Below are 17,734 nucleotides of genomic sequence, written 5' to 3' on the forward strand. Positions count from 1 at the left end.
GGGCGCCGCCGGCTCGGCTATCGTCGGGCCCATGAATGCCTTTCTTCGCCTCGGCTGGCGCACGCTCTGGCGCGACCTGCGCGCCGGTGAACTCCGACTCCTGATCGTCGCCGTGCTGCTGGCGGTGGCGGCGCTGACCGCGGTCGGCTTCTTCGCCGACCGGCTCAAGGGCGGGCTGCAGCGCGATGCCCGCCAGCTGCTCGGCGGCGACGCGGTGCTGGCGAGCGACAACCCGACGCCGCCGGCCTTCGTCGAGCGGGCCCGCTCGCTCGGGCTGGCGGGTGCCGGCACCTACGGCTTCCCGACCATGGCGCGCGCCAGCGATGCGCAGGGCGGTGCAAGCAAGCTGGTGGCGCTGAAGGCGGTCTCGGCCGGCTATCCGCTGCGCGGCGCGGTGCAGGTCGCGGTCGACGCCGAAGGTCCCGGACAGGCCACGCGCGAGGTGCCCGCGCCCGGCGAGGCCTGGGTCGACGGACCGCTGCTCGACGCGCTGGCGCTGAAGGTCGGGGACACGCTGCTGCTCGGCGATGCCGGCCTGCGCATCGCTCGCGTGATCACGCTGGAGCCCGACCGCGGCGCCGGCTTCATGAGCTTCGCGCCGCGCGTGATGCTGAACCAGGCCGACATTGCCCGCACCGGGCTCGTGCAGCCGGCCAGCCGGGTGAGCTACCGCTTCGCGGTGGCGGGCGATACGGCGGCGGTGAAGCGCTTCAGCGACGAGGTCGATGCCTCGATCAAGAAGGGCGAACTGCGTGGGGCCCGCCTCGAATCCTTCGAGAGCGGCCGCCCCGAGATGCGGCAGACGCTCGACCGCGCCGAGAAATTCCTCAACCTGGTGGCGCTGCTGGCGGCGCTGCTGTCGGCCGTGGCGGTGGCGTTGGCGGCACGCGGCTTCGCGGCCAGCCACCTCGACGACTGCGCGATGCTGCGCGTGCTGGGCCAGAGCCAGCGCACCATCGCCGGCGCCTATGCCTTCGAGTTCGCCGTCATCGGACTGATCGCCAGCGCGCTGGGCGTGGCGATCGGCTACGGCGTGCACTACGTCTTCGTGCTGCTCCTCGCGGGGCTGGTCGAGAGCGCGCTGCCGGCGCCGACCCTGTGGCCGGTCGCCTTCGGTCTCGGCGTCGGACTCACGCTGCTGTTCGCCTTCGGCTTGCCGCCGGTCCTGCAACTCGCCCGGGTCCCGCCGCTGCGCGTGATCCGGCGCGATGTCGGCGGCCTGAAGCCGGCCTCCATCACCGTGCTGGCCATCGGGGTGGCCGGGTTCGCGGCGCTGCTGGTCGCGGCCAGCAGCGACCTCAAGCTGGGGCTGATCGCGGTCGGCGGGTTTGCGGTGGCGGTGGCGGTGTTCGCGCTCCTGAGCTGGCTCGCCGTCAAGGTGCTGCGGCGCAGCGTCAACGAGACCACGGCGCCGCGCTGGCTGGTGCTGGCGACGCGCCAGATCTCGGCCCGGCCCGCCTATGCGGTGGTGCAGGTGAGCGCGCTGGCGGTCGGCCTGCTGGCGCTGATCCTGCTCGTGCTGCTGCGCACCGACCTGGTGTCGAGCTGGCGCGCGGCCACGCCGCCGGATGCGCCGAACCGCTTCGTGATCAACGTCATGCCCGACCAGAGCGACGCCTTCCAGCAGAGCCTGCGCGACGGTGGCGTACGCAAGTTCGACTGGTACCCGATGATCCGCGGCCGATTGGTGGCGATCAACGACCGGCCGGTGTCGCCGGACGACTACACCGAAGACCGCGCCAAGCGCCTGGTCGACCGCGAATTCAACCTCAGCAACAGCGCCGAGGCGCCGCCGCACAACCAGATCACCGCGGGGGCCTGGACGCCCGATGCCGCGGGCGAACTGAGCGTCGAGGAAGGGCTGGCCCAGACGCTGGGCCTGAAGCTCGGCGACACCCTGCGCTTCGACATCGGCGGCCAGCAGAACGAGGCCCGGATCACCTCGCTGCGCAAGGTCGACTGGGGCTCGATGCACGCCAATTTCTTCGTCATGTACACGGTCGCGGCGCTGGCCGACGTGCCCGTGACCTACATGGGCGCCTTCCGCGCGCCCGAGGTCAAGGGCTTCGACAACGCGCTGGTGCGCAGCTACCCGAACGTCACCAACGTCGACATGAGCGCCACCATCGGCCAGGTGCAGCGGGTGCTCGACCAGGTGATCCGGGCGGTCGAGTTCCTGTTCGGCTTCACGCTCGCGGCCGGGCTGGTGGTGCTTTTCGCGGCGGTCACCGCGACCCGCGAGGAGCGTGCGCGCGAGTTCGCCGTGATGCGGGCAGTGGGTGCGCGGGCCAGCCTGCTGCGGCAGGTGCAGCGCGCGGAACTGGCGGGTGTCGGCCTGCTGGCCGGCTTCCTGGCCAGCATCGTGGCCTCGGTCATCGGCTGGGCGCTGGCGCGCTTCGTGTTCGATTTCACCTGGACCGCGTCGCCGCTGGTGCCGATCGCCGGCGCCCTGGCGGGCGCGGCGCTGGCCCTCGCGGCCGGCTGGTGGGGACTGCGCGAAGTGCTGCGGCGGCCGGTGGTGGCGACGCTGCGGCAGGCTGCGGAGTAGCTGCGGGGTGGATGCGGGGTCATGTTCGGGGCGCGTGCCGAGGGCACCGGGTGGCGCCGTGCGGTGTGGCCGAGGATGAGCCACCGACTTGACGGCTCGCGCCGATGGTGTGCTCTGCGCAGCGAACGTTCACCCCGGCTTCTGACCGTTTACAGCACCTCGTCGCGCAACTGCGGGAACACCTTCGACACCTTGGCCAGCAGGTAGTCGCCGTAGCGGCCGCTGAAGGCATGGACGTTGGCGCGGTCCCAGCGCTCGGCGCTGTCGTCCGTGGCGGCGCTGTCCAGCCCTTCGATGCGCCGGACCCGGGCCTCGAAATTCGGATCGAAGAACAGCGGGAAGGACAGCCGGTCGCGGCCCGAGGTGTTGCGCGTCACGCGGTGGGGGGTCGACTTGTAGAGCCCGCCGGTCATGCGGTCGAGCATGTCGCCGATGTTGCAGACGAAGGACTGCGCGACAGGCGGCGCCTCGATCCAGCCGCCGGGCGTGCGCACCTGCAGGCCGCCCACGTCGTCCTGGCGCAGGATCGTGAGCAGGCCGTAGTCGGTGTGCTCGCCGACGCCCCAGTGCACGTCCATGCCGTCGGGCACCGGCTGCGTCGGATAGTTGAAGATCCGGAACAGGATCAGCGGGTCGGCCGTGTAGCGCTCGGCGAAATAGTCGGCCGGCAGGCCCAGGCTCAGCGCGATGCCTTCCATCAGGCGGTGGCCGAGCCGCGTGACGGCGTCGATGTAGGCCAGCACAGTGGCGCGGAAGCCATCGATGTCGGGGAACAGGTTGGGCCCGTGCACCGGCGTGCCGGCGCGCACCAGCGGATTGTCGGCAGGCAGTTCGGTGCCGAGGTAGAGGCCTTCCTTCCAGTCGGGCCGGCCGGAGGTGAGTTCGCCGCCGAGCGGGAAGTAGCCGCGCCAGGCCCGGCCGCCGAGGGCCATTCGCCAGCGCATCTTGGTCGGCTCGTCGAGTGCGAAGAAGCGGCGGCTCAGGTCATCGAGGCGCTGCACCAGCGCCGGGTCGACGCCGTGGCAGGTGACGTAGAAGAAGCCGTGAGCCCGGCAGGCGGCGCCGATCTGCGCCGCCGCCTGTTCGCGCCCGGGGCCGCCGGCGACCAGGGCCGAGATGTTGATCACGGGCAAGCTTTCGCCGCGGGAGGAGGGGGTTGAATCGACCATGGCTGCGATGGTGCCTCAAGTCTTGGGACAATGGCGTCCATGCAAATCCAGGACAAACCGCCCTTCGACACCCCATTCGAATGGATCGGCGGCGAAGCCGCGGTCCACGCGCTGGTCGAGCGCTTCTACGACCTCATGGACCTCGAGCCGGCCTATGCGCAACTGCGCGCGGTGCACGGCAGCTCGCTCGACAACGCGCGCCAGCGCCTGTTCTGGTTCCTTTGCGGCTGGCTCGGCGGGCCGCAGCACTACACCGACCGCTTCGGCCATCCGATGCTGCGCGCGCGGCATCTGCCGCAAAGCATCGGCGGCCACAGCATCGGGATCCGCGAGCGCGACGAGTGGCTGGCCTGCATGGACCAGGCGATGGGCGAGACCGGCGTGCCGGAGGACTTGCGCGAGCGCCTGCGCGGGTCGTTCTTCCAGACGGCGGACTGGATGCGGAACAAGGGCGGTTAGCGCCCTCAGCGCCGCGACGGCGCCAGCAGCACCACCAGCGCGCCGCCGCCGCCCTCGGCCGGCTTGGCCTGCACGAAGGCCAGGGTCTCGTTCTTCTGGATCAGCCAGCGCTGCACCTTGGCCTTGAGCACCGGCTGCTTGCCCGGCGAGCCGTGGCCCTTGCCGTGCACCACGCGCACGCAGCGCACGCCCTGCTTCCAGGCCTCCCGGATGAAGGCGCCGAGCGCCTCGCGGGCCTCGTCGCTGCGCATCCCGTGGAGATCGAGCTGGCGCTGGATCGACCATTCGCCGGCCCGCAGCTTGCGCGTGACGTCGGTGTGGATGCCGGGCCGCCGGAAGCTCATCGCATCGTCGGCGTCGAGCAGGGTGCTGACGTCGAATTCGTCGGACAGGGATTCGCGCAGCACGCGCTGGTCGTCGAGCTGCTGCTGGACCGGGATCGGCGCCGGCGGCTCGGGCGCGAGGGGTACCGAGGCCTTCCTGCGCAGCGGCTGGGTGGCGCCGATCGCGCGCGAGAACAGGTCCTGGTCGGCCAGGCGCTTCTTCTTGGCCGCGGCCTCCGCGGCCGCCTCGGCGGCCTCTTGCGCGCGCCGCTCGGCGAGCGAGCGCTGCACCTGCTTGAGGTCGGAAAGGCTCTTGAGGTGGTTCGATTTGGCGGGCATGGCGAAAGTGGTTCAGGTGGCCGGGACGCTCGCCTCGATCGGGCAATGCAGCGCGAGCAGGGTGCCCGAGGCGCCCGAACAGATGTCGAGTGTGCCGCCGAGCCGCGCGGCCCGCAGCCGCATGTTCTGCAAACCCATGCCGCCCGACGGCTGCGATGCGGCGTCGCCGGCAAAGCCGTTGCCATTGTCGTGGATCGACAGCCGCAGCTGCGACCCGACGGCCTCGATGGCCACCTCCACCTGGGTGGCGCCGCTGTGCTTGAGCACGTTGGCCAGTGCCTCCTGCAGCACGCGCAGGAAGTCCAGGTCGCGCTTGCTCCCGAGGCGGCATCCCTGCAGGCCCAGCAGCTGCCAGCGGCATTCGATGCCGGCCGCCTCCAGCAGGCGGGTGCAGCGATGCCGCAGCGGCACCAGCCGGTCGGCCAGCGCGTCGGTGTCGTCGAAGGCCGAGCTTTCGATGATCAGGCGCAGGTCGTCGTTGACTTCCTTGAGCGCCCACAGCGCGACGCCGTCATCGTCGCCGGCGCCCCGGTTGCCCAGCGTGTGGATGTGGCTGCTCAATGTCATGCCGAGGCCGTCGTGCAGGTCGCGCACCAGGCTCAGGCGCTCGGTCAGCCGGGTCTGGACCAGCTCGGCCTCGTGCTGCCGGCCCAGGCCTTCCGCCAGGCGCTGGGTGGCGGCGTCGATCCGCTGCTGCAGCTCGGCGTTGAAATGCTCCACCAGCCGCATGCCCTTGACCATCCGCCAGGTCAGCGCGAACGAAATGCCGAGCAGCGTCGCGCTCGAAGACAGGCTGACGTAGTAGCGCGTGCCGGGCAGCCACTCGAGGAAGATCAGCGTGTCGTGGGCACCGGCCGCCACCGGAAGCATCAGACAGGCCGCCAGCACGCCGACTTCGAGCCGGCGCGAGACCCAGGCGTGCCTGACGATGATCGCGCAGCTGGCGAAGTAGCACAGCAGGGCGGCCAGCACGGTGATGTCGCGCACTGGCTCGAGCAGGCGCGACGGTAGCGCGATCAATGCCGCCAGTGCGGCGGCGCCGACCAGCAGCGTCGCCCGCAGGACCCGTGGCCGCGCCATCTCGCAGAAATGCAGCGCGAACATGAAGAAGCAGACGATGCTGGCGACCAGCGCCACGTGGTTGGCGCGCTGGAAGGCCTCGGTGCTCGAGAAGGGCCAGGTCCCGAGCGCGACGTAGTTCAGCGAGTAGAGCACCCACAGCAGCGAGAACAGGCTGAACCACCCATAGGAGCGCTCGCTGCCGCGCAGCAGCCACAGCATGCCGTACAGCACGCCCATTACCAGGGTCAGCCCGATGCCCAGCAGCGGCAGGGTGCGGCGCATCAGCAGCGATTCGCGGTAGGCCGGCCGCAGCACCTCGGGCGCGCCGAGGCTCACCGGGCCCAGGCCGGCCTGGTAGATCGCGAGTCCCGAGACGCGGATCAGCAGCTCGTTGGCGCCCGGACGCAGCAGCGGTGCGTCGAGCACCCAGTAGCGCGGCAGGTTCCAGCCGCGCGAGAGCGGCTCGACCAGGCCGTGGTCGCCGCCGATCAAGCTGCCGTTCAGGATGAAGGTCGCCGCCATGTTGGCGTACTCGACCAGCAGGCCGCGCGGCGGCGACGCGGCGGCGCCGGTCCAGCGGAACCGATACCAGACGACACCGTCGTACCCCGGCCAGCGCGTGGCCCAGGCGTCCGGCAGGCTGACGGGCGTCCAGCCATCGGCGGGCGGGCTGGAGGCCTGCCAGTCGGATCGGGCGGCCTCGATGCTGTCGAAGCCCTGGCCGACCGTTGGGGGGACGGCGCACTGGGCGGTCGTGGCGAAAAGCAGGCCGGCGAGCAGCCACCCGAACATCCATCCAGCCGCCCGGATCAGGGCAGCAAGCCCTGCACCCGCGCGCTGTACACCGCGCCCGCGCGCGAGTGCACCGCGAGCTTGCGGTAGATGTTCTTGGCGTGGCATTCGACGGTGTTGATGGACAGTGAGAGGCTCTGGGCGATCTCGCGGTTGCTGTGGCCTTGCGCCACCAGCTGCAGCACCTGCGTCTCTCGGGCGCTCAGCTCGGCGGGCGACGTGGTCGCCGGGGCCGCGCCGATGTTAGCAAGCGCGACCGGAGCGGGTTGCGGCGCGGCCATCAGCTGGAGGATGCGCCGTGCGATCACCGGATCGATCGGCGCGCCGCCGCGCCGCATGCTGCCCAGCGACAGCTCGAGTTCGGCGTCGCTGCCGTTCTTCAGCAGGTAGCCGACGGCGCCGCCGCGGATCGCCTGCAGCACCGTCGCATCGTCGCCGAGGCTGGAGACCACCACCGCGTCGACCGTGGGTGCATGGGCCTGCATCCAGGGCAGGAGTTCGAGACCGTTGCCGTCCGGCAGGCCGATGTCGAGCAGCGCCAAGTCGAAGCGACCGGCCGACAGCTGTTCGCGCGCTTCGGCCAGCGAACCGGCCATCGCGCACCGGGCCTCGGGTGCGGCTTGGGCGCTGACCCGTTCGAGGCGCTCGCGCACCGACGGGTCGTCATCGACGATCAATATGTCTTCCACGGCCACCTTTGCATCCTTGGGGTCCGGCATTGTCGGTCGAACCCAGATAAGTTACGTTTAGTTTCTATTGTTGGCTACAACGGAAGTGTTCTCAGAGCATGCCGCCCTCGGCCATGGACAGCGCGCCGCCGCGAGCCACGATCACGTGGTCGAGCACGCGCACGTCGATCAGCGCCAGCGCGGCCTTCAGCGTCTGGGTGAGCGATTGATCGGCGCGCGAGGCTTCCACCGAGCCGCTCGGGTGGTTGTGCGCCAGCACCACGGCGGCGGCGTGGTGGTGCAGCGCGCGCGTGACCACCTCGCGCGGATAGACGCTGGTCTGGGTCAGGGTGCCGCGGAACAGCTCTTCCATGGCGATCAGCCGGTGTTGGGCGTCGAGGAACAGGGCGGCGAAGACTTCATGCGGCCGGGCGGCCAGGTGCAGCTGCAGGTACTGCTTGACGGCGCCGGGAGAGTCGAAGACCGCGCGCTCCTTCAGCCGCTCGGCCATCGCGCGGCGCGCGAGCTCGAGCACCGCCGCCAGTTCGGCACGCTTGGCGGTGCCGCCCAGGCCCTTGACCTGCTTCAGGTCGTCGAGCCCGGCGTGGAGCAGGCCGGAGAGGCCGTCGAAGCGATCCAGCAGTTCCTGCGAGAGCTGGAGCACGTTCTTGCCGCGCAGGCCGGTGCGCAGCAGCAGCGCCAGCAGTTCGGCATCGGCCAGCGCACCGGCGCCGAGCGCGATGAGTCGCTCGCGCGGCCGCGCGCCATCCGGCAGGTCCTTGAAAGACATGGTGCCTACGGGGTTCTGACCCCACTCCCTAAAATAGGGGCCCAGTCTATAGGGACCCCTCACCTTGTCTTCGATTTCCACCGCCGCCGTCGTCACGCCCGGTTCCTTCCTCACGCTGCACTACCGGCTGTCCGGTCCTGCGGGCGACATCATCAACACCTTCGACGACAAGCCGGCCACGCTGTCGCTCGGCACCGGCGAGCTGTCGCCGGCGGTCGAGCAGCGCCTGATCGGCCTGGCGGAAGGGGCGCACGCCACCTTCGAGCTGCCGGCGGGCGAGGCCTTCGGCGAGCGCAATGTCGAGATGCAGCAGTGGGTCGCGCGCAAGCTGCTGACCCAGATCGGCGACCCCGACGAGCCATACGCCATCGGCGACGTGATCCAGTTCCCCACGCCCGACGGCACCGGCAGCTATGCCGGCGCGGTGATCGAGTCGAACGCGACCGCGGTGCGCTTCGATTTCAACCATCCACTCGCAGGGCAGCCCGTGACCTTCGAAGTGAAGCTGATCGGCGTGCTGTGAACGGAATCGAAGAAGTCATCCTGGCCGAGCCGCGCGGTTTCTGCGCCGGCGTCGACCGCGCGATCGAGATCGTCGAGCGCGCCATTGCCAAGTTCGGCGCGCCGATCTACGTGCGCCACGAGATCGTGCACAACACCTACGTGGTCAACGAGCTCAAGGCCAAGGGCGCGGTCTTCATCGAGGACCTGGCCGACGTGCCGCCCGGCGCCACGCTGGTGTTCAGCGCCCACGGCGTCAGCAAGGCGGTGCAGGCCGAGGCGCGCGCGCGCGGCTTCGAGATCTTCGACGCCACCTGCCCGCTGGTGACCAAGGTCCACGTCGAAGTGGCGAAGCTGGCCAAGGAAGGCTACGAGTTCATCATGATCGGCCACAAGGGACACCCCGAGGTCGAGGGCACGATGGGGCAGCTGTCTAGCGGCATCCACCTGGTCGAGGACGTGGCGGACGTGGCGCAGGTGGCGCCGGCCCAGACGGCGAAGCTCGCGGTCGTGACGCAGACCACGCTGTCGGTCGACGATGCGGCCGAGATTTCGGCCGCGGTGCGGGCGCGCTTTCCGAGCGTGCGCGAGCCCAAGCAGCAGGACATCTGCTATGCCACGCAGAACCGGCAGGACGCGGTCAAGATGCTGAGCCCGCAGGTCGACCTGGTGATCGTGGTCGGCAGTCCGACCAGTTCCAACAGCAACCGGCTGCGCGAACTCTCGCAGCGCCTCGGCACCGAAAGCTACATGGTCGACTCCGCCGCAGAATTGCAGCCCGAATGGTTCGAGGGCAAGTCCCGCATCGGCCTCACGGCGGGCGCCTCGGCGCCCGAGGTGCTGGTGCGCGAGGTGATCGACCGCATCAAGGCCCTGGGCGCGGTGTCCGTGCGCAAGATGGACGGCATCCAGGAGACCCTCAAGTTTCCGCTGCCCAAGGGACTCAAGCTCGAAGACATCCCGCCGCCGGGGCACATCTCGTGAGCGGCGACTTGCAGCAAGACTGGCGCGGCGACGTCGAGGCCGCCGCGCGCCGGATTCGCGAGCGCGCGCCGCACTTCCTGCGCGAGACGCCGCTGTGGAAGCTCCCGGGGCGCGCGCTGGGCGTGGACACGCCGGGTGTCGAAGTCTGGCTCAAGCTCGAGCACCTGCAGGTGAGCGGCAGCTTCAAGGCGCGCGGCATGATGAACCGGCTGCTGGCCAACGAGATTCCGCCGAGCGGCGCCATCGTGGCCTCGGGCGGCAATGCCGGCATCGCCACTGCGGCGGCCGCGCAGGCGCTCGGCGTGCCTTGCGAAGTCTTCCTGCCCGAGATGTCGCCGGAGGCCAAGCGTGCCCGGCTGCGTTCGCTCGGTGCCAGGGTGGTGGTCGGTGGTGCCGCATACGCCGATGCGCTCGCGGCCTGTCTGCAGCGGCAGCGCGAGACCGGCGCCTTGCTCACGCATGCCTACGACCAGCCGGAGGTGGTGGCCGGTGCGGGCACGCTGGGCCGCGAGATCGAGCAGCAGGGCGGCCTGCCCGACGCGGTGCTGGTGAGCGTCGGCGGCGGCGGCCTGATCGGCGGGCTGGCGGCCTGGTTCGAACGGCGCAGCCGCGTGGTGGCGCTCGAACCCGAGCGCGCACCGACGCTGGTGCGGGCCCGCGAGGCGGGCGAGCCGGTCGACGTCGAGGTCGGTGGCATCGCGGCCGACTCGCTCGGCGCGAAGCGCATCGGCGGGATCGCCTGGGCGCTCACGCAGCACCATGTCGGCGATGCGCTGCTGCTGCCCGACGATGCCATCCGCGTCGCCCAGTCGTGGCTGTGGAAAGAGCTCAAGCTGGGGGTCGAGGCCGCTGCGGCGCTGCCGCTGGCCGCGCTGCAGACCGGCGCCTATGCGCCGCGCGAAGGCGAGAAGGTCTGCCTGATCGTTTGCGGGGCCAACGTCGATCCGGCGACGCTGGCGTAAAGCTCGCCCCCAGGTTGGCTCACTTCGTGTAGCCGCCCACCCCCTACCGGGGGCAACACCAGCGGCCCGGCGGAGCCGGTTCCGCGGTGTTTCACGAAGGGGCGAGGCTTCGCCGGCCGGTGTTTCCGTGCACCGTGGATCGCACGCGACGCGGGGGACTCTCAGGCCTTCGCGGGCTCCTGCTCGGTGTTGACCATCCAGGGCACGCCGAACTTGTCTTCGAGCATGCCGAAGCCGGTCGACCAGAAGGTGGGCGCGTAGGGCATCGTCACCTTGCCGCCGGCGCCGAGGGCGTTGAAGAATTTTTCGCCTTCCTTCACATCCTTGGCCTGCACCGACAGCGAGAAGCCGTGGTAGCCCTTGAACGGATAGCCGGGCGGGGCGTCGGACGCCATCAGCTGGTGGCCTCGCGCCTCGAGCGTGGCGTGCATGATCTTGCCCTTGTAGTCGGCCGGCGTCTCGGCGCCCATCGGGCTTTCGCCGAAGGTCATGCTGAAGAGGATCTTTCCGCCCAGGGCCTGGGCGTAGAACGCGAGCGCCTCGGCCGCGTTGCCGTTGAAGGTCAGGTAGGCTTGCATCGCAACTCCTTGGGGAATGGGTGAGATGCTACGCGCACCTAAAATCACGCCATGCTCGATATCACACTGTTACGCAAGGACCTCCCCTCGGTCGTTGCCCGCCTCGAAACTCGCAAGAAGAACCAGACCTTCCTCGACGTCGCGAAGTTCAGCGCGCTCGAGGCCGAGCGCAAGACGCTCCAGACCCGCACCGAGGAGTTGCAGGCCCGGCGCAACAGCCTCAACAAGCAGATCGGGCCGCTGAAGGCCAAGGGCGAGTCGGTCGACGCGCTGATGGCCGAGGTCAACGGGCTGAAGGCCGAGCAGGAGTCCTCGCTGGTGCGCCTCGATGCGATCCAGCCTGAATTGCAGGCGCTGCTGCTGGCGGTGCCGAACCTGCCGCACGCCAGCGTGCCGGTGGGCGAGGACGAGCATGCCAATGTCGAGGTGCGGCGCTGGAGCCCGCAGGGCGGCGACGGCGGCTCGGCGACGCCGCTCGGATTCGCCGCCAGGGACCACGTCGATCTCGGCGCCCCGCTGGGCCTCGATTTCGAGATGGGCGCCAAGCTCTCGGGCTCGCGCTTCACGGTCATGAAGGGCCCGATCGCGCGGCTGCATCGGGCACTCGCGCAGTTCATGATCGACCTGCAGACCGAGCAGCACGGCTACACCGAGTGCTATGTGCCCTACGTCGTCAACGCCGATTCGATGCGCGGCACCGGCCAGCTGCCCAAGTTCGAAGGCGACCTGTTCGCCGCCAAGAAGGGCGGGCAGGACGGCGAGCCCGCACCCGACCATTCGGCGCTCTACCTGATCCCGACCAGCGAAGTGCCGCTGACCAACTTCGTGCGCGACGAAGTCGTGGCCGAGGCGCAGCTGCCGATCCGGCTCACCGCCCACACGCCCTGCTTTCGCTCGGAAGCGGGCAGCGCCGGGCGCGACACGCGCGGCATGATCCGCCAGCACCAGTTCGACAAGGTCGAGATGGTGCAGGTCACGCATCCCGAGAAGAGCTACGAGGCGCTCGAGGCCATGACCGGCCACGCCGAGGCGGTGCTGAAGGCGCTCGAGCTGCCGTACCGGGTGGTGCTGCTGTGCAGCGGCGACATGGGCTTCGGTTCGAGCAAGACCTACGACCTCGAGGTCTGGCTGCCGGCGCAGGACACCTACCGCGAGATCAGCTCGGTGTCGAACTGCGAGGCCTTCCAGGCGCGCCGGCTGCAGGCCCGCTTCAAGAATGCGCAGGGCAAGAATGAGTTGGTGCACACGCTCAACGGTTCGGGCCTTGCGGTGGGCCGGGCACTGGTGGCGGTGCTCGAGAACCACCAGAGCGAGGATGGCTCGATCAGGGTGCCCGCGGCGCTGCGGCCTTACCTGGGCGGCCTCGAAGTGCTGCGCGGCTGAAAAATCGGCCAGAAAGTGCTGCTATAATCGTTGGCTCGACAGACACCGGAGAGGTGGCAGAGTGGTCGAATGTACCTGACTCGAAATCAGGCGTACTAGCGATAGTACCGAGGGTTCGAATCCCTCCCTCTCCTCCAGGACTGGCTTCCTGACGCGCCTCGCGGTGCATCGAAAAAGCCCATGAAAGCCCCGCCAGCCGGGGCTTTTTTGCGTCATGACGGTTTGGATCGCGTTTGACAGCAGTGACCTACCTGCGCCGAATGAACTCGCGCCGCAACACGTCGTTGACGCGCGTCTGCCAGCCCGTGCCGGTCTCCCGCATCGCTTCGAGAACGTCTGGATCAACGCGCATGGTGACCGGCACCTTCGCGTTCTCTTTGATGCTGCCGGCCGGCCGTCCTCGCGGGCGCTTCATCGCTGCCAACTTGCCAGCGACTTCGGTGCCCAGCACCTCGACCGCGGACTTCGCCTTCGCGAAATCTTTCTGGGTCCATTCGGGGTTCTCGTCGTCCGCCGCGATGCCGGCATTGATCGCTGCATCATCTGCATCGGTCGGTACGCGGATCTTTCGATCCGCCTTAGCTTTGGTCTTCATACATCCGCACCTCTCGCTTGTTCGCCCTGCGCAGGCTGATGATCCGAACGCTGGTGTCGCGCAGGCTGAACACCATGGCATGTACGCGCTCGCCGATCGGGCCGAGCGCCCGAAGACGGGGCTCGCCGTAGCTCTTGCGCGAGTCCACCACCACCAGCGCCGATTCCCATTCGAACTCGTCAGCCGCCGAGAACCAGACGCCGTGCTTTGCCACGTTGGCAGCGAGCTTGGTGGGGTCGAAGGCGTAGCAAGTGAAAGGATTATTTTGCACGTACGAAAAAAAGAGTGCGCCCGGGCCTGTTCTCCACCGCCCCCGTGGACAGCCTTGTGGACAACGTCAGGGGTAACTCCGGGGAAGGGCTCCAGGCTTGGCTTCCGACACGATGCCTCCAAAACAGGCAGCCTCGGCCGGTTCAGTCTTTGGCGAAGCGATCGGTCGCCCGTATCAGCTGGTCCAGGATGCCCGGCTCCGACCAGGCATGGCCGGCGCCTTCGATCAGGTGGAACTCGGATTCCGGCCATGCCTTGTGCAGCGCATGCGCGTAGCGGGCCGGGCAGGGCATGTCGTAGCGCCCATGCACGATCACGCCGGGGATGCCGTGCAGCCGATCGGCGTCGCGCAGCAGCTGGCCGTCGTCGAGCCAGGCGCCGTGCGAGAAATAGTGGTTCTCGATGCGGGCGAAGGCGAGCGCGAAATGGCCGTCGCTGTGGGCCGCCGCGATCGAGGGATCGGGCAGCAGCGTGATGGTCTGGCCTTCCCAGAGGCTCCAGGCCCTGGCCGCCTCGAGCTGGCGCGTCGGGTCGTCGCCGGTAAGGAGCCGGCGGTAGGCACCGATCATGTCGCCGCGCTCGGCCTCGGCCACCGGCGCCTGGAAGCACTCCCACTGCGCCGGGAACATCTCCGACACGCCGAACTGGTAGTACCAGGCGAGTTCCGCCCGGGTCACGGTGTAGATGCCGCGCAGCACCAGCGCGTTGACGCGCTCGGGATGCTTCTGCGCATAGGCCAGGGCCAGGGTCGACCCCCACGAGCCGCCGAACACCAGCCACTGCGAAACGCCCACGCGTTCGCGCAGGCGCTCGATGTCGGCGACCAGGTGCCAGGTGGTGTTGGCCTCGAGCCCGGCATGGGGCGTCGAACGGCCGCAGCCGCGCTGGTCGAACAGCAGCAGGTCGTAGCGCGATGGGTCGAACAGCCGGCGATGGTCGGCCGAGATGCCTCCGCCCGGGCCGCCATGCAGGAAGACGGCCGGCTTGCCGCCCGGCGTGCCGACCCGTTCGTAGTGGATGCGGTGGCCATCGCCGACATCGAGCATGCCGGTCTCGTAGGGCTCGATCGGCGGGTAGAGCGAAAGCAGGTCGGTCATGGTTCAGGGGTGGGTCAAAGCCCCAGCCGCGTCAGGGCCCAGGCCACGGTGGCCAGCTCCGCCACGTTGAGCATCATGCCGACGATGTGAAGCCGGCGGAAACGGGAGATCGCGGTGTCGGAGGCCGGGATCGAGTCGCGCAGCAGGTCCATGCGCGGGATGACGAGCCAGCGGCGCAGCGCGAAGGCCAGGGTGGCGATGCAGGCCATGCCCAGGGCGAAGGCAGGCTTCGCGGTCCAGGCGTAGCCCAGGGCCGCCGCGCCGGCCGTCAGCATCACGGCGAGGTAGTAGACGTTGAAGAGGCCGCGGATGAAGCGCGAGTCGAGCGGCGTGTCGTGCTTGAGCACCAGCAGCGGCAGCGAGCCCATCATGAAAAAACCCATCCAGACCAGCAGCAGCACCGTCGGGATGAGCGCCATGACGATGGGCGGCATCGTCACCCCTTGATGAGGTTCTTGTGGATCTTGCCGTCCTTCATGATGACCACCAGGCTGGCATCGGGATCGGCGAGCAGCGACACGTCGTCCAGCGGATTGCCGTCGACCAGCAGCAGGTCGGCGTAGGCGCCCTGCTCGAGCACGCCCAGCTTGGCCGGATAGGGATTGCGCGGGCCCGACAGGGCGAGCAGCTGCGCGTTGTCGGCCGTCGCCATCGAGAGGATCTGAGGGTTCGAATACCAGCGCGTCAGGTGCGTGAGCATGGTGCCCTGCCGCTTCGCGAGCGCCGGCGCGAACAGCATGTCGGAGCCGAACGCGGTCTTGAGCTTGTACTTTTTCGCCAGCTTGTAGAGGTTGTCGGTGCCCGCGAACACCTGGAGCGCCGCGACCCTGTTGGGGCCCGTGAGCGCGCCCGTGTCTTCCTCGGAGAGAAAGGGCTGGGTGCTCAGCCAGACCCCCTTGTCGGCCATCATCCGCGCGGTGGTGTCGTCCATCAGGTGCGCATGCTCGATGCACTGCGCGCCGGCCATGACCGCTCGCTGCACGGTGGCGGGTGCATAGGCGTGCACCGCGACGTAGGTGTTCCAGTCTTTCGCGACCTCGACGGCGGCGCGCAACTCGGCCTCGGAGAGGGTGGTCAGGTCGAGCGGGCTGCGCGGCGACGAGACGCCGCCGCCGCCCACCAGCTTGATCTGCGAAGCGCCCTGGGTCAGCTGCTCGCGCACCCGCAGGCGGATCTCGTCGGGGCTGTCGACGATGGCCGCCGCGCCCGTGCGCTCGACGGCGCTCGGGACGCCGGGCGAGCGTGGGAGGTCGGACAAGCCGCGCAAGTCGCCGTGGCCGCCGCTGCCGGTGATCATGGCGCCGCAGGGATAGATGCGCGGCCCTGGCGTCAGCCCTTCGTCGATCGCCTGCTTGAAGGCGAAGGCCGGGCCGCCGAGATCGCGCACGGTCGTGAAGCCCCGCATCAGCGTGCGCTGGGCTTCGGCGGCGGCGGCCATGTGGATGTAGCCGATATTGCCCTGCAGGAGCACGGGCAGTGGCAGGGCGGCGAAGAGGGAATGCCAGTGGGCGTCGATCAGCCCCGGCATCAGGACGCGGCCGCGTGCATCGATGGTCTGGGCCCCGTCGGGCGCAGCGGGCGTGCCGGCGCCGATCGACTGGATCCGGTTGCCGTCGACCAGCAGGTGCAGGCCGTCGCGCAGCGTCGGCGACTTGCCGTCGAACAGGCGCACGTTGGTGAACAGGACCTTCGATGGCGCCGGCGTCTGGGCCTGGACGCGGAACGGAAGGCCGAGCGCGGCCACGGAAGCCGCCATGCCTGCCACGAAGCCGCGGCGCGACAGATCGGCGTCGATGCGGCGGGTCAAGGCCTGGAGTTCAGGGCGATGGCAGAGGCAGACGGCGCGTCGTACCTCGGAGTCTTGGGTCAGTGAGGTGCAGCTGTACAAGATCGGGCTTCCAGGAACACCGCGCCACTCAGTGTCGGAGGCCGCCGGTGGCGGCGATGATATCCGCCGCGGTCGGGAAGAGGGAGATGCTGTTCGGCCCGTCCATGGCCTCGATCTGCACCCAGCTGACGATGCCCTCCGCATCGATGAGGAAGTGGCCGGCGAGCTGGGTCGGGTGGCTGGCCAGGATCGCCTCGTCGGCTTCGGTCATGGCAAAGCCGTCCTTGGCATTGAGTACCGGGTTGGCCGCCATCGGGTTCATCGGTTCCGGCAGCTCGCCGGTCGGGTTGATGCGCGCCGCCTCGAACTCGGCCATGCTCGCGAGGTAGGGCCACCGGGGGCTGTCGGTGCTGCCCTCCGGGAGGAACTCGGCCCGCGGCACGCCGAAGGCCTGGTGGGTCAGGCAGTCCGGGTCGCTCAGGAGCATGACCGGCGTCGGCCGATAGCGGAAGTAGAGGCTGGCGCGCTCGACCGGCGTGTTGATCACGGCCACGGTGTCGATGCCGGCCGCGTGCAGCGCCGGCTGGACCTCGCCGAGCCGCAGCACCTGGCGCCGGCAGAACGGGCAGTGCAAGCCGCGAAAGAAGCCGATCAGGAACGGACGGCCGCGCAGGTCGGCGAGCGACACCCGGCCTTCGTGATTGGCCGCGGGAAGCGAGAACGCGGGCGCCGCTTCTCCCGGTTGCAGGGGGTGTTTCTGGTCCACGGGAATTCCTTTGCCTGAGCGTCAGCAGCAGACGGGAATCGGACCGTATCACTTGTCGCGGGCCGGCACAACGCGCCCCTCAGCGCCGCCGCCCGCGCGCCGGCGCGGCCGGCTGCACCGCCTGCTCGATCGGCAGCGCCATCTCCGACTTCACCTGCCGCAGCACGATGCTCGAGCGCACATGCGTCACGCCCGGCAGGCTGAACAGGGTCTCGTGCAGGAAGCGCTCGTAGTGCTTCATGTCCTGCACCAGCACCGTCAGGATGTAGTCCGCCGGACCGGTGGCCGACACGCAGCTGGTGATCTGCGGGCTGGCGGCGACCGCGTCCTCGAAGCTCTGCACCTGCGATTCGCTGTGGCGGTCGAGGTTGACTTCGGCCACCGCCGCCACGTGCAGGCCGACCTTCTCGCGGTCGATCAAGGCGGTGTAGCCGCGGATCACGCCGGCCGCCTCCATGTCCTTGATGCGCTTCCAGCACGGTGTCGGCGAGAGCCCGACGGCCTCCGAGATCTGCTGCACGGTCTGCCGCGCATCGCGCTGCAGCTCGAAAAGGATCTTCAGGCTGTGGGCGTCAAGAAGAATGGAATCGACATTCATGGCGTATTTGGAGTATTTCATC

At 69.4% G+C, this 17,734-nt stretch carries 19 protein-coding genes and 1 tRNA gene; 7 read left to right on the forward strand and 13 right to left on the reverse strand.

Going from position 1 to position 17,734, the window contains the following annotated elements; translation table 11 throughout:
* The first annotated feature begins 31 nt into the window (after positions 1–31).
* The gene (locus AC1DF3_RS07290; RefSeq protein WP_286536150.1) at positions 32–2,548 is read left to right on the forward strand and encodes an ABC transporter permease; all 2,517 of its coding nucleotides are present in this window, start codon (positions 32–34) and stop codon (positions 2,546–2,548) included.
* A 149-nt stretch (positions 2,549–2,697) separates the two neighbouring features.
* Here the strand turns inward: AC1DF3_RS07290 and AC1DF3_RS07295 are convergent, their stop codons facing one another.
* The gene (locus tag AC1DF3_RS07295; protein WP_478139234.1) at positions 2,698–3,717 is read right to left on the reverse strand and encodes an isopenicillin N synthase family dioxygenase; all 1,020 of its coding nucleotides are present in this window, start codon (positions 3,715–3,717) and stop codon (positions 2,698–2,700) included.
* Positions 3,718–3,756: 39 nt separating this feature from the next.
* On the opposite strand from AC1DF3_RS07295, the gene AC1DF3_RS07300 reads away from it, so the two are divergent.
* Positions 3,757–4,176: a group II truncated hemoglobin gene (locus tag AC1DF3_RS07300; protein WP_286536147.1), complete on the forward strand. Its 420-nt coding sequence runs from the start codon at positions 3,757–3,759 to the stop codon at positions 4,174–4,176.
* A 5-nt stretch (positions 4,177–4,181) separates the two neighbouring features.
* Here AC1DF3_RS07300 and AC1DF3_RS07305 read toward each other — a convergent pair whose 3' ends face one another.
* The 4 genes from AC1DF3_RS07305 to radC all read right to left on the reverse strand — a co-directional run bounded on the left by AC1DF3_RS07305 (position 4,182) and on the right by radC (position 8,150).
* Complete coding sequence (locus AC1DF3_RS07305) at positions 4,182–4,838, reverse strand: Smr/MutS family protein (RefSeq protein WP_478139235.1); 657 nt, start codon at positions 4,836–4,838, stop codon at positions 4,182–4,184.
* Between the two features lie 12 nt (positions 4,839–4,850).
* Positions 4,851–6,692, reverse strand: coding sequence for a sensor histidine kinase (locus AC1DF3_RS07310; RefSeq protein WP_478139236.1), 1,842 nt, complete (start codon positions 6,690–6,692; stop codon positions 4,851–4,853).
* Positions 6,693–6,709: 17 nt separating this feature from the next.
* Entirely contained in the window at positions 6,710–7,387 is a 678-nt protein-coding gene (locus AC1DF3_RS07315; protein ID WP_478139237.1) for a response regulator, read from the reverse strand.
* Positions 7,388–7,472: 85 nt separating this feature from the next.
* Positions 7,473–8,150, reverse strand: coding sequence for a RadC family protein (gene radC / locus AC1DF3_RS07320; protein ID WP_286523310.1), 678 nt, complete (start codon positions 8,148–8,150; stop codon positions 7,473–7,475).
* Between the two features lie 64 nt (positions 8,151–8,214).
* Between radC and AC1DF3_RS07325 the strand changes: the two genes are divergently transcribed.
* From AC1DF3_RS07325 to AC1DF3_RS07335, 3 genes are read left to right on the forward strand one after another with little or no spacing between them, the layout of a single operon-like run.
* Complete coding sequence (locus AC1DF3_RS07325) at positions 8,215–8,673, forward strand: FKBP-type peptidyl-prolyl cis-trans isomerase (protein WP_286523309.1); 459 nt, start codon at positions 8,215–8,217, stop codon at positions 8,671–8,673.
* The gene (gene ispH / locus AC1DF3_RS07330; protein ID WP_286536140.1) at positions 8,670–9,635 is read left to right on the forward strand and encodes a 4-hydroxy-3-methylbut-2-enyl diphosphate reductase; all 966 of its coding nucleotides are present in this window, start codon (positions 8,670–8,672) and stop codon (positions 9,633–9,635) included. Before AC1DF3_RS07325 ends, ispH begins: the two co-directional genes overlap by 4 nt.
* Entirely contained in the window at positions 9,632–10,597 is a 966-nt protein-coding gene (locus AC1DF3_RS07335; RefSeq protein WP_478139238.1) for a threonine/serine dehydratase, read from the forward strand. The genes ispH and AC1DF3_RS07335 overlap by 4 nt, the downstream gene beginning before the upstream one ends.
* 161 nt (positions 10,598–10,758) lie before the next feature.
* On the opposite strand, the gene AC1DF3_RS07340 is transcribed toward AC1DF3_RS07335, so the two are convergent.
* Positions 10,759–11,175 carry a VOC family protein gene (locus AC1DF3_RS07340; RefSeq protein WP_478139239.1) on the reverse strand — a complete coding sequence of 139 codons (417 nt, stop codon included), beginning with the start codon at positions 11,173–11,175 and terminating at the stop codon, positions 10,759–10,761.
* A gap of 51 nt (positions 11,176–11,226) precedes the next feature.
* Here AC1DF3_RS07340 and serS point away from each other — a divergent pair, with 51 nt between their 5' ends.
* Positions 11,227–12,558 (forward strand): serine--tRNA ligase, encoded by a 1,332-nt coding sequence (gene serS / locus AC1DF3_RS07345; protein WP_478139240.1) that lies wholly within the window; start codon positions 11,227–11,229, stop codon positions 12,556–12,558.
* Positions 12,559–12,605: 47 nt separating this feature from the next.
* Positions 12,606–12,695: transfer RNA gene (locus AC1DF3_RS07350), tRNA-Ser, on the forward strand.
* A gap of 110 nt (positions 12,696–12,805) precedes the next feature.
* On the opposite strand, the gene AC1DF3_RS07355 is transcribed toward AC1DF3_RS07350, so the two are convergent.
* The 7 genes from AC1DF3_RS07355 to AC1DF3_RS07385 form a co-directional block, all read right to left on the reverse strand.
* Positions 12,806–13,153, reverse strand: a complete 348-nt coding sequence (locus AC1DF3_RS07355; RefSeq protein WP_478139241.1) for a BrnA antitoxin family protein — start codon at positions 13,151–13,153, stop codon at positions 12,806–12,808.
* Positions 13,137–13,424 carry a BrnT family toxin gene (locus AC1DF3_RS07360; RefSeq protein ID WP_478139242.1) on the reverse strand — a complete coding sequence of 96 codons (288 nt, stop codon included), beginning with the start codon at positions 13,422–13,424 and terminating at the stop codon, positions 13,137–13,139. The genes AC1DF3_RS07355 and AC1DF3_RS07360 overlap by 17 nt, the downstream gene beginning before the upstream one ends.
* Before the next feature lie 142 nt (positions 13,425–13,566).
* Positions 13,567–14,520, reverse strand: a complete 954-nt coding sequence (gene pip, locus AC1DF3_RS07365) for a prolyl aminopeptidase (RefSeq protein ID WP_478139243.1) — start codon at positions 14,518–14,520, stop codon at positions 13,567–13,569.
* 14 nt (positions 14,521–14,534) lie between these two features.
* A complete protein-coding gene (locus AC1DF3_RS07370; protein ID WP_478139244.1) occupies positions 14,535–14,954 on the reverse strand; it encodes a hypothetical protein in 420 nt (139 codons plus the stop codon).
* 2 nt (positions 14,955–14,956) lie between these two features.
* A complete protein-coding gene (locus AC1DF3_RS07375; protein ID WP_286536128.1) occupies positions 14,957–16,327 on the reverse strand; it encodes a metal-dependent hydrolase family protein in 1,371 nt (456 codons plus the stop codon).
* Positions 16,328–16,436: 109 nt separating this feature from the next.
* Positions 16,437–17,114: a redoxin domain-containing protein gene (locus AC1DF3_RS07380; protein ID WP_286536126.1), complete on the reverse strand. Its 678-nt coding sequence runs from the start codon at positions 17,112–17,114 to the stop codon at positions 16,437–16,439.
* A gap of 79 nt (positions 17,115–17,193) precedes the next feature.
* The gene (locus AC1DF3_RS07385) at positions 17,194–17,712 is read right to left on the reverse strand and encodes an Lrp/AsnC family transcriptional regulator (protein WP_286536125.1); all 519 of its coding nucleotides are present in this window, start codon (positions 17,710–17,712) and stop codon (positions 17,194–17,196) included.
* Positions 17,713–17,734: the final 22 nt, after the last annotated feature.

It is taken from the genome of Variovorax sp. 10N432 (assembly GCF_056394465.1).

Excerpts from the sequence above, each read along its gene's own strand:
- AC1DF3_RS07290 (WP_286536150.1), top strand. The coding sequence starts at position 32 with ATGAATGCCTTTCTTCGCCTCGGCTGGCGCACGCTCTGGCGCGACCTG.
- AC1DF3_RS07340 (WP_478139239.1), bottom strand. The coding sequence starts at position 11,175 with ATGCAAGCCTACCTGACCTTCAACGGCAACGCGGCCGAGGCGCTCGCG.
- AC1DF3_RS07295 (WP_478139234.1), bottom strand. The coding sequence starts at position 3,717 with ATGGTCGATTCAACCCCCTCCTCCCGCGGCGAAAGCTTGCCCGTGATC.
- radC (WP_286523310.1), bottom strand. The coding sequence starts at position 8,150 with ATGTCTTTCAAGGACCTGCCGGATGGCGCGCGGCCGCGCGAGCGACTC.
- pip (WP_478139243.1), bottom strand. The coding sequence starts at position 14,520 with ATGACCGACCTGCTTTCGCTCTACCCGCCGATCGAGCCCTACGAGACC.
- serS (WP_478139240.1), top strand. The coding sequence starts at position 11,227 with ATGCTCGATATCACACTGTTACGCAAGGACCTCCCCTCGGTCGTTGCC.
- AC1DF3_RS07310 (WP_478139236.1), bottom strand. The coding sequence starts at position 6,692 with ATGTTCGGGTGGCTGCTCGCCGGCCTGCTTTTCGCCACGACCGCCCAG.
- AC1DF3_RS07370 (WP_478139244.1), bottom strand. The coding sequence starts at position 14,954 with ATGCCGCCCATCGTCATGGCGCTCATCCCGACGGTGCTGCTGCTGGTC.
- AC1DF3_RS07300 (WP_286536147.1), top strand. The coding sequence starts at position 3,757 with ATGCAAATCCAGGACAAACCGCCCTTCGACACCCCATTCGAATGGATC.
- AC1DF3_RS07385 (WP_286536125.1), bottom strand. The coding sequence starts at position 17,712 with ATGAATGTCGATTCCATTCTTCTTGACGCCCACAGCCTGAAGATCCTT.
- AC1DF3_RS07355 (WP_478139241.1), bottom strand. The coding sequence starts at position 13,153 with ATGAAGACCAAAGCTAAGGCGGATCGAAAGATCCGCGTACCGACCGAT.
- AC1DF3_RS07305 (WP_478139235.1), bottom strand. The coding sequence starts at position 4,838 with ATGCCCGCCAAATCGAACCACCTCAAGAGCCTTTCCGACCTCAAGCAG.